At 55.9% G+C, this 12,408-nt stretch carries 18 protein-coding genes and 1 pseudogene; 11 read left to right on the forward strand and 8 right to left on the reverse strand.

Annotated elements, in window-relative coordinates; genetic code table 11:
• Positions 1-21: 21 nt before the first annotated feature.
• Positions 22-771: a sulfate transporter CysZ gene (cysZ, locus tag GV818_RS25155; RefSeq protein WP_161755542.1), complete on the reverse strand. Its 750-nt coding sequence runs from the start codon at positions 769-771 to the stop codon at positions 22-24.
• 310 nt (positions 772-1,081) lie between these two features.
• Between cysZ and trxB the strand changes: the two genes are divergently transcribed.
• Entirely contained in the window at positions 1,082-2,044 is a 963-nt protein-coding gene (trxB, locus tag GV818_RS25160; protein WP_161755540.1) for a thioredoxin-disulfide reductase, read from the forward strand.
• A gap of 150 nt (positions 2,045-2,194) precedes the next feature.
• Here the strand turns inward: trxB and GV818_RS25165 are convergent, their stop codons facing one another.
• Positions 2,195-2,533: a HopJ type III effector protein gene (locus tag GV818_RS25165; RefSeq protein WP_161755538.1), complete on the reverse strand. Its 339-nt coding sequence runs from the start codon at positions 2,531-2,533 to the stop codon at positions 2,195-2,197.
• Between the two features lie 346 nt (positions 2,534-2,879).
• On the opposite strand from GV818_RS25165, the gene GV818_RS34570 reads away from it, so the two are divergent.
• From GV818_RS34570 to GV818_RS34160, 3 genes are all read left to right on the forward strand, one after another.
• Positions 2,880-3,086 carry a hypothetical protein gene (locus GV818_RS34570; protein ID WP_256679532.1) on the forward strand — a complete coding sequence of 69 codons (207 nt, stop codon included), beginning with the start codon at positions 2,880-2,882 and terminating at the stop codon, positions 3,084-3,086.
• A 173-nt stretch (positions 3,087-3,259) separates the two neighbouring features.
• A complete protein-coding gene (locus GV818_RS34575) occupies positions 3,260-3,997 on the forward strand; it encodes an RHS repeat domain-containing protein (RefSeq protein WP_256679533.1) in 738 nt (245 codons plus the stop codon).
• A 1-nt stretch (position 3,998) separates the two neighbouring features.
• On the forward strand, positions 3,999-4,436 hold the full coding sequence (locus GV818_RS34160) for a hypothetical protein (RefSeq protein ID WP_178125107.1): 438 nt from the start codon (positions 3,999-4,001) through the stop codon (positions 4,434-4,436).
• Positions 4,437-4,633: 197 nt separating this feature from the next.
• On the opposite strand, the gene GV818_RS35125 is transcribed toward GV818_RS34160, so the two are convergent.
• Positions 4,634-4,870, reverse strand: coding sequence for a hypothetical protein (locus GV818_RS35125; RefSeq protein ID WP_372242122.1), 237 nt, complete (start codon positions 4,868-4,870; stop codon positions 4,634-4,636).
• A gap of 213 nt (positions 4,871-5,083) precedes the next feature.
• Here GV818_RS35125 and GV818_RS35340 point away from each other — a divergent pair.
• The 6 genes and pseudogenes from GV818_RS35340 to GV818_RS25200 form a co-directional block, all read left to right on the forward strand.
• Positions 5,084-5,541, forward strand: a pseudogene (locus GV818_RS35340) (RHS repeat-associated core domain-containing protein); the annotation flags it as partial.
• A gap of 371 nt (positions 5,542-5,912) precedes the next feature.
• The gene (locus GV818_RS25185; protein WP_161777821.1) at positions 5,913-6,431 is read left to right on the forward strand and encodes a DUF4303 domain-containing protein; all 519 of its coding nucleotides are present in this window, start codon (positions 5,913-5,915) and stop codon (positions 6,429-6,431) included.
• A 246-nt stretch (positions 6,432-6,677) separates the two neighbouring features.
• Positions 6,678-6,872 carry a hypothetical protein gene (locus GV818_RS34165; RefSeq protein ID WP_178125106.1) on the forward strand — a complete coding sequence of 65 codons (195 nt, stop codon included), beginning with the start codon at positions 6,678-6,680 and terminating at the stop codon, positions 6,870-6,872.
• A gap of 187 nt (positions 6,873-7,059) precedes the next feature.
• Entirely contained in the window at positions 7,060-7,437 is a 378-nt protein-coding gene (locus GV818_RS25190; RefSeq protein WP_256679534.1) for an RHS repeat domain-containing protein, read from the forward strand.
• A 109-nt stretch (positions 7,438-7,546) separates the two neighbouring features.
• Positions 7,547-7,708, forward strand: coding sequence for a hypothetical protein (locus tag GV818_RS25195; RefSeq protein ID WP_161720958.1), 162 nt, complete (start codon positions 7,547-7,549; stop codon positions 7,706-7,708).
• Positions 7,709-7,712: 4 nt separating this feature from the next.
• Positions 7,713-8,207, forward strand: coding sequence for an Imm26 family immunity protein (locus GV818_RS25200; RefSeq protein WP_178125108.1), 495 nt, complete (start codon positions 7,713-7,715; stop codon positions 8,205-8,207).
• A gap of 276 nt (positions 8,208-8,483) precedes the next feature.
• Here the strand turns inward: GV818_RS25200 and GV818_RS25205 are convergent, their stop codons facing one another.
• The 5 genes from GV818_RS25205 to GV818_RS25225 all read right to left on the reverse strand — a co-directional run bounded on the left by GV818_RS25205 (position 8,484) and on the right by GV818_RS25225 (position 11,236).
• On the reverse strand, positions 8,484-8,780 hold the full coding sequence (locus tag GV818_RS25205; RefSeq protein ID WP_007929830.1) for a DUF1244 domain-containing protein: 297 nt from the start codon (positions 8,778-8,780) through the stop codon (positions 8,484-8,486).
• Positions 8,781-8,864: 84 nt separating this feature from the next.
• Positions 8,865-9,245 carry a dihydroneopterin triphosphate 2'-epimerase gene (gene folX, locus GV818_RS25210; RefSeq protein WP_161755532.1) on the reverse strand — a complete coding sequence of 127 codons (381 nt, stop codon included), beginning with the start codon at positions 9,243-9,245 and terminating at the stop codon, positions 8,865-8,867.
• Between the two features lie 2 nt (positions 9,246-9,247).
• Positions 9,248-9,808 carry a GTP cyclohydrolase I FolE gene (gene folE, locus GV818_RS25215; protein ID WP_161777822.1) on the reverse strand — a complete coding sequence of 187 codons (561 nt, stop codon included), beginning with the start codon at positions 9,806-9,808 and terminating at the stop codon, positions 9,248-9,250.
• A 23-nt stretch (positions 9,809-9,831) separates the two neighbouring features.
• Positions 9,832-10,542, reverse strand: coding sequence for a dihydromonapterin reductase (gene folM, locus GV818_RS25220; protein ID WP_161777823.1), 711 nt, complete (start codon positions 10,540-10,542; stop codon positions 9,832-9,834).
• Between the two features lie 124 nt (positions 10,543-10,666).
• Entirely contained in the window at positions 10,667-11,236 is a 570-nt protein-coding gene (locus tag GV818_RS25225) for an antibiotic biosynthesis monooxygenase (protein ID WP_161755526.1), read from the reverse strand.
• A gap of 212 nt (positions 11,237-11,448) precedes the next feature.
• On the opposite strand from GV818_RS25225, the gene GV818_RS25230 reads away from it, so the two are divergent.
• Entirely contained in the window at positions 11,449-12,408 is a 960-nt protein-coding gene (locus GV818_RS25230) for a MerR family transcriptional regulator (RefSeq protein WP_161777824.1), read from the forward strand.

Below are 12,408 nucleotides of genomic sequence, written 5' to 3' on the forward strand. Positions count from 1 at the left end.
TGGATTTATGACGCTCCGGCCTTACTGGCGCGGCAGGTTTTCCACTCCGCGCTCACGCACCCAGAACAGCGTCGCGCCAGCCACGGCCGCCGGCATCATCAGGATGTTGACGAACGGAACCATCAGCGCCAGGTAGACGATGCCGCCAAAGCCCAGGCTCTGCCAGCGCTTCTGCCGCAGCCAGGCGAGCATGTCCTGCCAGCTCATCTTGTGGTTGTCAGCCGGGTAGTCGATGTACTGGATGGCCATCATCCAGACCCCGAACAGCAACCACAGCGGTGCGGCCACCAGGTTGACCATCGGGATCAGCGACAGGATGAACAGGCCAATGGCCCGGGGCAGGAAGTAGCCGAGCTTGCGCATTTCCCGGGCCAGGGTGCGCGGAATCATGGCAATCAGTTCGCCCCAGCTGAAGGGCGGGAAATCATCGGTGCCACGGACCACGGTTTCGACTTTTTCCGATAGAAACCCGTTGAACGGTGCGGCGATGATATTGGCCAGCATGGTGAAGGTGAAAAACACCATCAACCCGACCAGTATCACGAACAGCGGCCAGAGGATGTAGCTGAGGAAACTCAGCCAGTCCGGCAGGGACGGCATCAGGGCGTCGACCCAGAGACTGAACTGGTGGCTGGCGAAATAGATCAATCCGACGAACAGCACCAGGTTGATGACCAGGGGCAAGAGCACGAACAGGCGCAGGCCGGGACTGAGGATCAGCTTCAGGCCTTCACGCAGGTATTGCGGGCCGGATAGGACGGGGGCGGGCATAGAGCGCTCCGAGCAGAAGGAAAACGCGCCGACCTTACCGGCTTTGCTCTGGGGGCGAAAGCACGGCGAACAGGTCGACATCAACGGTAACAAAGACCCTTTCAAATAGGCCTTCTGAGGATAGAGACCGCCTATGAGCTGGATTGTTAAACCGTATTTCCTTAATCTTCGCCCCCTCTATACGCTTCACCCATTATTTTTTGGACGGGCGAGTTCAAGCCTTCCCCAAGGTTTCGCCGTCCTTTTTTATTGCAGCCGGCAATCCGGCGTTCCGCGCCAGGTCACCCGGGCCGGTCGATAGGAGTGAGTCATGTCTGATGTACGTCATTCGCGTGTGATTATTCTCGGTTCCGGCCCTGCCGGTTACAGCGCTGCGGTGTATGCCGCTCGTGCCAACCTGAAGCCGCTGCTGATCACCGGCATGCAGGCCGGCGGCCAGCTGACCACCACCACCGAAGTCGACAACTGGCCCGGTGACGTGCACGGCCTGACCGGTCCGGCGCTGATGGAGCGGATGCGTGAACACGCCGAGCGTTTCGAAACCGAAATCGTCTTCGATCACATCAATGCCGTGGACTTCGCCGCCAAGCCTTACACCCTGACCGGCGACAGCGCGACCTACACCTGTGACGCACTGATCATCGCCACCGGCGCCAGCGCCCGTTACCTGGGCCTGCCTTCGGAAGAAGCATTCATGGGCAAGGGCGTATCGGCCTGTGCGACCTGCGACGGCTTCTTCTATCGCAACAAGCCAGTGGCGGTAGTTGGTGGCGGTAACACTGCTGTTGAAGAGGCCCTGTACCTGGCCAACATCGCCAGCACCGTGACCCTGATTCACCGTCGCGAAACCTTCCGCGCCGAGAAGATCCTGATCGACAAGCTCAATGCCCGCGTGGCCGAAGGCAAGATCATCCTCAAGCTCAATGCCAACCTGGACGAAGTCCTGGGCGACAACATGGGCGTGACCGGTGCCCGCCTGAAGAACAACGACGGCAGCTTCGACGAGCTGAAAGTCGACGGCGTGTTCATAGCCATCGGCCACACCCCGAACACTTCGCTGTTCGAAGGCCAGTTGACCCTCAAGGACGGTTACCTGGTGGTGCAGGGCGGCCGTGACGGCAACGCCACTGCCACCAGCGTCGAGGGCATCTTTGCCGCCGGTGACGTGGCCGACCACATTTACCGTCAGGCCATCACCTCGGCCGGCGCCGGCTGCATGGCGGCACTGGACACCGAGCGTTACCTGGACGGTCTGCAGAACGCTGCACACTGATTCCCAGGCAATAAAAAACCGGCGCAAGCCGGTTTTTTTATGGGTGTTGCACTGTAGGAGCCGGCTTGCCGGCGAAGAGGCCCTCAAGCCTTGCGCCGCCTATGCTGACGCCTTCGCTGGCAAGCCAGCTCCTACAACGTCCAGTCGCGATCAGCGTCGGGTCAGCGGCTGGGCGGCGAATGTCACCCCGGCGAGGCCGTGGGCGATCAGCGCGCGGATGTTGCCGTGGTCAGTGCCTTCAGGGGTGGCCAGCACCGAGCGATAGTGCTCGCCGAAGGCCAGCAGCGCCTCTTCGTCGCTCAGGCCTTCCAGCAGGGCCAGGCCCAGGGTCTGGCACGAACCTTCGTTTTGCCCGGCAGCGTTTTCCACGCCCCCGTTGTTGAACGCCTGGGGCTGGTAATCGTAACCAGCGGCGATAAAGGCCAGGGTATCGGCAAAGACGTGTTCGCCACTTTTCAGGCTGGCGCGCAGGGTGTTCAGATCAGTCATGGGTTACGGGGCCTTCTTAACAGTTACATGTGATATTCACAAAATTATTCAAGCACTTAGAGATAGTAACTTTTTTACCTTTTTTTAAGGGCATTTCGATTCACTGACCGCTCTTGCGAAGCAGGTTTGGTAGGGAGAGATTGACCGTTCTTAATTTTTCGCACGGATTTGAGATTTGATCGGGTCGTGGCTTTTTGCCTTTTATGCGCACTTTCCGCCGGTTCCTGATGAGTAAAATGGCCAAATCCTCGAAGAACAGCCCTGAAAGCCCCACCCCATACAGCTTAAGTCACTCATGGCATGGTTCCTGGGTGCGGTGAGAGCACCCGCCGGGTGATTTTGCCCATTGGCGACCCTCATTTATGTAAGCAAGGAGAGCCTCCAAGGCAACCTCAGCGGCAGCGGCAAATGGCAGTTCGACAACCGCCCGGACAACCGCATCCTGGCCTTCAAAGAGCTGCGTTTCAGTTACGACACCAGGGGCAACCTCAGCGAAAAAAACAGTGCAGCCGGGGGCATGCAACGCTTTCACTACGACAGTGGAACCGTCTGATCAGCGCGCAAACCTGGCAGGGTACAACCCTGAGCAGCGAGGCCCGTTACCACTACGATGTCCTTGGTCGGCGTATTGGCAAACACGTCACGCAAAACGACCAAGCCCAGGAGACTCGATTCCTCTGGCAAGGATTGCGCCTGCTACAGGAACAGCAGCCGCAATTACACAGCTTGTACCTCTACGAACCCGGCAGCTACGCTCCGGTGGCCCGTATTGACAGCAACCCCGAACTGCCCGAGCAGGAAGCCAGTTACTACTACTTCCACACCGACCAGATCGGTACGCCGCAGGAAATGACCAATACCGAGGGGCAAGTGGAATGGCGCGCCTATTACAACAAGGAGTGGGGTGGGCTGGAGGTATTGTCACCGAATGTGGTGGAGCAGAACCTGCGTTTCCAGGGGCAGTACCACGACCGTAAAACGGGACTGTACTACAACACGTTCCGGTACTACGATCCGACGGTGGGGAGGTTTAGCACGCAGGATCCGATTGGGTTGATGGGTGGGGAGAATCTTTATCAATATGGGCTTAATCCGCTGGTATGGGTCGACCCACTAGGCCTCAAGTGCTGGAATTCAGTAAGGCGTAGTTATTGGAAGGCGGAAGCAAAAGCTGCTTCAAAAGGTATGTACTCAACAACCAATATGTTACGAATGCGTTCAGGATTAGCGCCAAGAGCAAGAGTAAAAGAATTTCATTTTAGAATGCAGACAGTGAGAGCGAGAAATGTCTCGCTAGAGTTAAATCATCGTCATTGGCCGCAGCGCACAGGGCGTAACGTAGATATTCCATACAATCTGGGGAAAGTGACCCCATGGAAGCATGCTGAAAATGTCCCGTTTAGATACCCAGGCTCAAAGCTAATAGAGATAGTACAAGGTGTTGGAAACTACAAAGGATACTGACATGGCCTTGCTAAACTTCATGAAGTCCGATTTTTATACGAGCTACATGAATGATCTAGATAAAGAGATGCCTGTAAGCATTGATAGGGAAACGGCCATACACAGTATAATTATCGAAGTCATAACCACCTCGCTAGAGAGATCTTCCGTCTCTTTAGATGACATGGAATGGCTAATGAGCAATCATAGGCGCAAGACCATAAGCTATGCTGTAAACAAGTACAAAGCATATATTGAGCCTGATGGAGGGGGTGAAAATATAGTTAATGAAGCGCCACAAATAAACTTCCCAATCGGCCATTTGATTGAGTACTTCTTGATCCTAAATCATCCGGAAAGGCTTGTTGAATATATAAAATCTTCTAAAATACCAAGCACAAAAAAATACGCTAAAGAAATTAATGGGATTTTTTTAGAAGCCCAAAAAACTATCGGCTAGCGTTTTGAGTATCTTAGCCTAGGGACTAATCGATGATGACGTACTTGGACTTGTACTGACTCCAAGAATCGGGCAGCCATCCAAAGCAAAAAAGTACAGATCGGCACTGAGTGCCGGTTTTTTTATTGAGATGTGTAAGCGCTCACTACAGGACCGACCAGTAAAATCTCGCCCTGAGGCGGGTAAGAAAATGGTGATCATTCAGCTCCCAGCCTCAGGTGTACCTCGGCCAGCTCGAACAATACCAGGACTGCACCGGCAACCGCAGCCAGTACGCTTACGACGAACGCTTGCATCTGGTCAGCATCAAGGATGCCCTGGAACGCACCACCCGCCTGACCCGCAAGCCCGACGGCGAACTGCTGCGCATCGAACACCCCGACGGCAGCCACGACACCTACAACGCCCTCGGCCAGTTGCTCAGACGACCACACCGTCTACCTGTCGCGCACCGCTCGCGGTTTACCGAGCAAGCGCAAGGACGCCCGCGGTCAGCAGGTGCATTGCCAGTACGACAAGACCCAACAGCTGGTGGCGCTGATCAACTAAAACCAGGCGGCCTACCGCTTCAGCTACGACGCCAGCGACCGCCTGCAAGAAGAAGTGCGGGTCGATGGCCTTCGTCGACGCATCGGCAAACAGGTCACCACACCCGCTTCCTCTGGCAAGGCCTGCTCCTGCTCCAGGAACAACACGCCGACCGCCGCAGCCTCTACATTTACCAACCCGGCAGCTACGCCCCACTGGCCCGCGTCGACAACAACCCCGAACACTCGGAACAGGGCGCTCGGTACTACTACTTCCACACCGACCAGATCGGTACCCTCGAAGAAATGACCGACGCGACGACCACGTGGTCTGGCGCGCGTACTACAAGGCCTGGGGCGGTTTGGAGGTATTGTCACCGAATGTGGTGGAGCAGAACCTGCGTTTCCAGGGGCAGTACCACGACCGTAAAACGGGACTGTAGTACAACACGTTCCGGTACTACGATCCGACGGTGGGGAGGTTTACCACTCAGGACCCGATTGGGTTGTATGGTGGGAGCAACCTATATCAATATGCAGTTAACTCAACAACCTGGATCGATCCGCTGGGGTTGTGCAGTGACAACTTCAAGTGGGGAAAACACCTTCGGAAAAATGGAGGTGGAGAACCGCCACTAGGAATGTATAGATCTCATGCCCATCATATTGCCTTCAAAGAAGGCACAGGCCCAGCGATGAAAGGCTACATTGCTAAAAGCAAAGAGATTTTAGAGCACGATGACATTGACTGGTTTAAGGGAAAATAAAATTTCATTCGGGCACCAAACAGAAGCCATACCACACCAAATGCCAGGCGAGTTTATGAGGCATTAGCCAAAGCTGATGCTGGTGGGGCTGGGAGTTCGGCTGACGTTGTATCTGCGCTACGAAAAATGGGTCAACACTTTGCTGATGAGACAGTTAATTTATTACCGTAAGGAGTAGCACCATGCCTGTCTTTGATAAAAATGAATTACGCACCAGAATTGTAAATTCCGCCCACAAGGCAGTAATTAAGATTAAAAAAGAAATACCGGAATCTGAAATTTGCGGTTTTGCATTGTACACGGACTCAGATGCGACTTCCCTGTCTCCATCGTTCAACTGCAAAACTCATCTTGCGAAGATGCGGTCTGAGTATCCTGAGGATCCATTTTGTTTCAAGTGGAATCCCAGTGAGTGGAGTCATGAGTGTTTCGGCGGAGAGTTCTTTGACGACATCTCCAATGACATGATGCGTTTTTCCGAGTCAGCCTCAGATGGGGTTGACTTCAAACAATATCGCAATGCTATTTTTAGCACATGCGTGGACGCCCTTAAGGAATTACGAAAGACAGAGTTAGAAGGAGTGATTTTTGTCTTCTCTGTTACAGACAGTATCGAGCCAGAGACCCAAGCTCATTGGATAATGGAAACCAATTCTCCTTCAGAAGCTGCTGAGTTTGAGAACTGGATTATCCAGCAGTAATTTCAGATATTTTGGGTGGGCAGGCAGATTAATCTGCGATATAGACGATCCAACTGCCCCACAAGCAACTCAGCTAGCTCCAAGAAAAAACCGGACACAAATACCACCCACAGCCCCCTGCACCGTCGCTACCACTACAGTCCGAGCGACGAAGTGCAGCGCGTGACGGGCAAACAGCGCGGGGTGACTAACTTCACGTATGACGCCAGTGGCCAACTGCGCAGTCGTCAACCCGATCACTCGTAGTTGCAGACGGAAGACTTCTCCTACGATCCCGCAGGCAACCTCAGTGGCAGCGGTCGCTGGCAATTTGAGAGCGACAATCGCCTCGTGGCCTTCAAGGACCTGCGCTTCAGCTACGACACCTGGGGCAATCTCAGTGAAAAAATAGTGTTGCCGGGGGCATGCAACGCTTTCACTACGACAGTGAAAACCGCCTGATCAGAGCGCAAACCTGGCAAGGATTGCGCCTGCTACAGGAACAGCAGCCGCGATTACACAGCCTGTACCTCTACGAACCCGGCAGCTACGCTCCGATGGCCCGTATTGACAGCGACCCCAAAACAACCGGAACAGGAAGCCCGCCACTACTACTTCCACACTGACCAGATCGGCCCCCCCCCAAGAAATGACCGACGCCGACGGCCACGTGGTGTCGCGTGCGTACTACAAAGCGTGGGGCGGTTTGGAGGCATTGTCACCGAACGTGGTGGAACAGAACCTGCGGTTCAAGGGGCAATACCACGACCGCGAAACCGGGCTGTACTACAACACGTTCCGGTACTACGACCCTGCGGTGGGGAGGGGTTTCATGGTGATAAAGCATCTAATGGAATATTTTTACCTAGCGCCGAGGAACTGGCCAGCCAGACGCGGCTACCAGCACATTGGACAAGCCATCAACTGCAACGCTGAAGGTACGATATTGCTCGAGGATGAGGTCTATGCGACTGACCATAGAAGCATGGCTCAGGTTAGAAACTTATTTCGGAGGCCCAGCACCTAGAAGAACTGGGGAGCACTTAGAAACTGGTCGGCTAGGTGGCAGTACTGGCTTAATCCACTTAGGTGGAAGTATCAAATATGGCCAGGCTAGAGGTTGTGAATAGATTTCTATGGATAAGTTCAAGGCCAGAGCAGGATCTATTGGCAAGGAAGTGTCGCCAATAAACCGAGGAGATAAGCACGCTTTATTTGATGATGGCGAACTGAGCCAAGAGTCGCTGCGTTTAAAGACGCTTGCGATAGCAAAAAAGGTATTTCAAAAGCAGGGGTAAGAGGATGTTGCTGAGCAATTTTAAACATTGGGGTTGGGATAGTAAGAAACGAACAATGCTTAGATTCATTAAGCCAGGTGATATATTTTGCTTTCAAATATCAAATGATAAATTTGGATTTGGTCGAATCATATCGAAGGTAAGCATCGGTCACTCCGCAGAAATATTTGATTGCTTTTCGCCCAGGCCATGCTTGCACGACATATTTCCATTTATCTCAAGCAAAGCCACTTTTCCTTTAGTGTTGGATTCGTATAGTTTGTTCGACAAAAAAATCTCTGGCGAGTGGAGAATTATTGGTCATCAAATCGATATGCCACCCAATAACTTCGAAGGCATATATTTTGTTTGCGGCACCTCAGGTGGACGAAAAAAAGTTGACATGTTTGGCAATGCTTGCGACGTATCAGACAAGAAGTCTGATGACTACCCGCCATACATGCCTAAAAATCACTATCACGTAATGAATATGCTTTCTCTTTTGAATCAGCATCATTGATATGTTTCAAACTAGGGAAGCTCCGATCAACCCACGGCGAGCGTTCTGTCAGTCGAAACGACAACGACTTTCGACATTACTTAGCGTAGAAAGGCCCGTCCTGCGTCGTCGGGCTTTTCAGCCCAGTACCCAACATGACACGCGCAACTCGCCCCTACTCTGATGAATCGAAAATCCTATCGAAAGGACTCAGAGTCAGAGGCGTAAGCCATAGCGTCTGAGGCTATTTAACTCCTTGTTTGTAAAGCGAGCCTGTAGTTAACACTTAGCAAGCGCCTAATCATGAGGCTTTCCTTTGGCGAACGCCGCTTGCTGCTCGGCGCTGGCTTCTTTCTGGTAGAGATTTTTCCATTCGGCGTAGGGCATGCCGTACACCACTTCACGGGCGTCATCGAGGCTGACTTCGATCTGACGCTCATCGGCCTCGGCCTTGTACCACTTGGACAGGCAGTTACGGCAGAACCCGGCAAGGTTCATCAGGTCGATGTTCTGCACGTCCTTGCGGCTGTCCAGATGTGCCACCAGGCGGCGAAAGGCTGCGGCTTCGAGTTCCAGGCGTTGTTGTTCGGTCATGGGGTCTCTCCGAGACAGCGGCCAGCTGCAAGCCGTAAAAAGATGCGCTTGAAGTGTGTTGCTGGCTGTTTTTTTGGCTGTTCTTTATGCTTTATCCCGGCTGGCCGCTAGGGTGATCGACACCGATTCGGCAAAGCGCAGGGCGTGGGGTTTATCGACTTCGACTTCGGCGTATTGCACCGAAGCGTTGCTCATCACCAGGTCCAGCAGCTCCTGGGTCAGGCGCTCCAGCAGGGCGAAGCGGTTGCCTTCGACGTGGGCGATGATCGCCTTGGTAATGGTGCGGTAGTTCAGCGCGTGATCTATGTCATTGTCGCGCACCGCATCCTGGGCGGCATACAGGATGGTCAGGTTGATCAGCACATCCTGCTTGTTGAGGATCTCTTCCTCGTTGATTCCGATGTAGGTCCGCAGGAGCAGGTCCTTGACTCGGATGCGAGCCATTCCTGGCTGAAGTTGTGGCATTGCTACTTGCTCCGTCCAATCAATTGCAGGAATTCCTGGCGTGTGGTGCTCGACTCGCGAAAGGCGCCGAGCATCACCGAGGTATGCATGGTGGAATTCTGTTTCTCGACGCCGCGCATCATCATGCACATGTGCTTGGCCTCGATCACCACCGCGACGCCTGCGGCCTGGGTTACGGCCTGTACCGCGTCGGCGATTTCCCGGGTGAGATTTTCCTGGATCTGCAGGCGTCTGGCGAACATATCGACAATCCGCGCGATCTTCGACAGCCCGAGCACCTTGCCGGTAGGAATATAAGCCACATGGGCCTTGCCGATGAAGGGCAGCAGGTGATGTTCGCACAGGGAATACAGCTCGATGTCGGCGACGATCACCATTTCATCGCTGTCGGAGGCGAACAGTGCACCGTTGACGATGTCCTCCACCGATTGGCTGTAGCCATGACACAGGTACTGCATGGCCTTGGCCGCGCGCTTGGGCGTGTCGAGCAAACCTTCGCGCTCGGGGTCTTCGCCGAGGCCCTTGAGGATCTCGCGGTAGTGCTGGGGCAGGGAAAGGCTCATGCAGGGTCCTCGCGGGGGGCGGCTTACTTGAGGTGCCGCCCGCCGTTAACGGTCAGGGTGGTGCCGGTGACATAGGGGTTGTCCAGCAGATAGCGCAGGCTCTGGTAGATCACTTCGCTGCCGGGTTCGATGCCCAGCGCGGATTTGGCCAGGGCCTTGGCGCGGTATGCCGCGTCGTCGTCGGGGTTGAACAATAGCAGGGCCGGAGCGATGCCGTTGACCTTGATTGTCGGGGCGTATTTCGCCGCGAAGGACAAGGTCAGGCTGTCCAGCCCGGCTTTGCTGGCGCAGTAGGCGATGTGCTTGCTGCTGCCTTTGCGGGTCACGTCGTCGCTGATGTGGATGATGTCTGCCGGGCTCGAACGTTGCAGCAGTTCGGCGCAGTGCAGGTTGATCAGGTAGGGCGCGAGCATGTGCACGCTGAACATCCGGGTGAAGGCGGCGCTTTCCTGGTCGGGGCTTTCCTCCAGCCACTCCGAGGCGTTGTGGACGATGGCCCGCAAACAGTCGGTGTGGTTTTTCACCTCGTTGATCAGGGCCAGGATTGCACCTTCGCTGGAGAGGTCGGCGAACAGCAGCGTCGCGCCTTTGTCACGCAGGGTTTGCAGGCCGGGGCGTTCGCTGCGGTAGGTGACGATCACCGACTGCCCGTCTTCCAGCAGGCGCAGGGCGCAGTGCAGGCCGACACGCTGGCTGGCACCCGTGATCAGGATCGGGGCGGTAGAGGTGTTCATGGAGTGCTCGCGTCGCGGATAGAGCAAAACTATACCAGTGGGTGAGGCCCTGTGCCTGCTGGTCAGGGCTTCGCTGGCAAGTCAGTTCCTGCACGGGGTGTGCCGGAGCCGGCTTGCCGGAGAATCACCGATTCTGCGTCGAGGGCGCCGCGGGTAGCGGGCGAGCCGGGGTGTTGTTCAGCCAGTTGGCCAGCAGCCGGGTGGACAGTGGAATGAAGAGATAGACCATCAGTGGGGTCAGCGCCAAGGTGCTGACGAACACCCTGGGCAGCAGGCTCAGGTCGCTGAGCAAAGGGCCGAGGACGAAGTTGAATAGCAGCGACACCGGGAAGAATGCCAGCCAGATGGCCACGGCCTGCTTCCAGCGCGGTGGCCGCTGTCCGGCGGCACCGAACCAGCCGTCGATGCCACTGACCCGGTGTTCCGAAGGGTGGGCAAACAGGTCGCTGCCCCGGGCCAGCCAGGCGGTACGCGAGGCGGAGTGTTCCCAGGTGTGCAGGGTGTGTTCGTCGGCGAAGCGGAAGATGATCTGGAATTCGTCATCGTCGGGCGGTGGCGCAAGGACACCAGAACCCAGGTAGCCGGGAAAGTCGGTGGCCAGTTGTTCGCCTTCGCGCAGCCAGGCGATCAGGTCCTGGTAACGGCCGTCGGCAACGCGCCGGGCAACCATCAGGGTGACGGGTGAGGTAGACATTATGTATCTCCGTAAAACCAATGCGCGGCCTGGGTAAGACCGTCGCTTGACGTGGCACCGGGGTAGTGGCGCCGCGTCTGATGCAAGCAAGGATTATTCCTGATTGGCGCGTGCGTACCAATGACAGCGGTCGGTTTTTCTCGCGCTTGAAGCATCGGCACCTGGGGGGAGTAGAATGGTCGCCACTTTGTTTCTCGGTGTTTTCTCCCCAGATGCCCGTCATTACTGAACTTGCCCCTGTCGCTCAGGCCCCTGACCCCGCCCGTCAGGATGAGTTGTTTCCGATCCGTGAGGTGGCGCGCCTGACCGGTATCAACCCAGTGACCCTGCGGGCCTGGGAACGACGCTATGGTCTGATTCAGCCGACACGCACCGAAAGCGGGCATCGCCTGTACTCCATGCACGATGTTGAGGCAGTGCGAGAGATCCTCGGCTGGATCGAACGCGGTGTGGCGGTGAGCAAGGTCGGCAAGATCATGGCCAAGAGCCGGGCCGCCCAGGCTCAGGTCAGGGCCCCGGTGGATGATGGCCTGCAAGGTGAATACGGCCAGTGGCGTGATCAGTTGAAACTGGCGGTGAGCGCTTTCGATGAGCAGCAACTGGAGCGCCTCTACGGGCAGATATTTTCCAGCTATGCCTTGCCTGTGGTGTTCCAGGACATCTTCCTGCCGTTCTGGAGGCAACTGCTGCAGGATCAGAACACCTTTGGCCAGACCAGCGAATGGTTGTTCCTGGACAGTTTTCTAAGGGCGCGGATCACCCAGCGGCTGTTGTTGCAGCGGACCACCCAGAGCCGGCAGTTACTGCTGACGGCGCTCAACCAGCAGTGTCGCGAGCTGGAGTTGCTGGTGACGGCGCTGATGCTCGGGCATGACCAACTCGGTGTGCGCCTGCTGGGGCCGGGAGCGCCGCTGGATGAGCTGACCCTGGTCTGTGAAAAGCTCAAGCCGGTCGCCCTCGTGGTGTTTTCCAATCACGCCCCGACGGCTGAGTTGCCCAAGCGTCTCAAGCGTCTGGCGCTAACCCTGGATTGTCCGTTGATGCTCGCCGGCAGTGCGGCGGATTTGGCTCAGGACAGTCTTGTCGGTTCGCCGGTGGCCTGCCTGGGTAACGAGGGGCGTTTGATGCAGCAACGCCTGCGGCAGTTTCTCAGCGGTGGCCTGGATACTTGA

This window comes from Pseudomonas sp. Fl4BN1, from assembly GCF_009908285.1.
Taxonomy (GTDB): Bacteria; Pseudomonadota; Gammaproteobacteria; order Pseudomonadales; family Pseudomonadaceae; genus Aquipseudomonas.

Coding starts and splice junctions, on each gene's coding strand:
- trxB (WP_161755540.1), top strand. CDS start 1,082: ATGTCTGATGTACGTCATTCGCGTGTGATTATTCTCGGTTCCGGCCCT.
- GV818_RS34160 (WP_178125107.1), top strand. CDS start 3,999: ATGGCCTTGCTAAACTTCATGAAGTCCGATTTTTATACGAGCTACATG.
- GV818_RS25230 (WP_161777824.1), top strand. CDS start 11,449: ATGCCCGTCATTACTGAACTTGCCCCTGTCGCTCAGGCCCCTGACCCC.
- GV818_RS25165 (WP_161755538.1), bottom strand. CDS start 2,533: ATGACTGATCTGAACACCCTGCGCGCCAGCCTGAAAAGTGGCGAACAC.
- GV818_RS25205 (WP_007929830.1), bottom strand. CDS start 8,780: ATGACCGAACAACAACGCCTGGAACTCGAAGCCGCAGCCTTTCGCCGC.
- GV818_RS25190 (WP_256679534.1), top strand. CDS start 7,060: ATGACCGACGCCGACGGCCACGTGGTGTCGCGTGCGTACTACAAAGCG.
- folM (WP_161777823.1), bottom strand. CDS start 10,542: ATGAACACCTCTACCGCCCCGATCCTGATCACGGGTGCCAGCCAGCGT.
- folE (WP_161777822.1), bottom strand. CDS start 9,808: ATGAGCCTTTCCCTGCCCCAGCACTACCGCGAGATCCTCAAGGGCCTC.
- cysZ (WP_161755542.1), bottom strand. CDS start 771: ATGCCCGCCCCCGTCCTATCCGGCCCGCAATACCTGCGTGAAGGCCTG.
- GV818_RS25195 (WP_161720958.1), top strand. CDS start 7,547: ATGGATAAGTTCAAGGCCAGAGCAGGATCTATTGGCAAGGAAGTGTCG.
- folX (WP_161755532.1), bottom strand. CDS start 9,245: ATGCCACAACTTCAGCCAGGAATGGCTCGCATCCGAGTCAAGGACCTG.
- GV818_RS25185 (WP_161777821.1), top strand. CDS start 5,913: ATGCCTGTCTTTGATAAAAATGAATTACGCACCAGAATTGTAAATTCC.
- GV818_RS25200 (WP_178125108.1), top strand. CDS start 7,713: ATGTTGCTGAGCAATTTTAAACATTGGGGTTGGGATAGTAAGAAACGA.
- GV818_RS25225 (WP_161755526.1), bottom strand. CDS start 11,236: ATGTCTACCTCACCCGTCACCCTGATGGTTGCCCGGCGCGTTGCCGAC.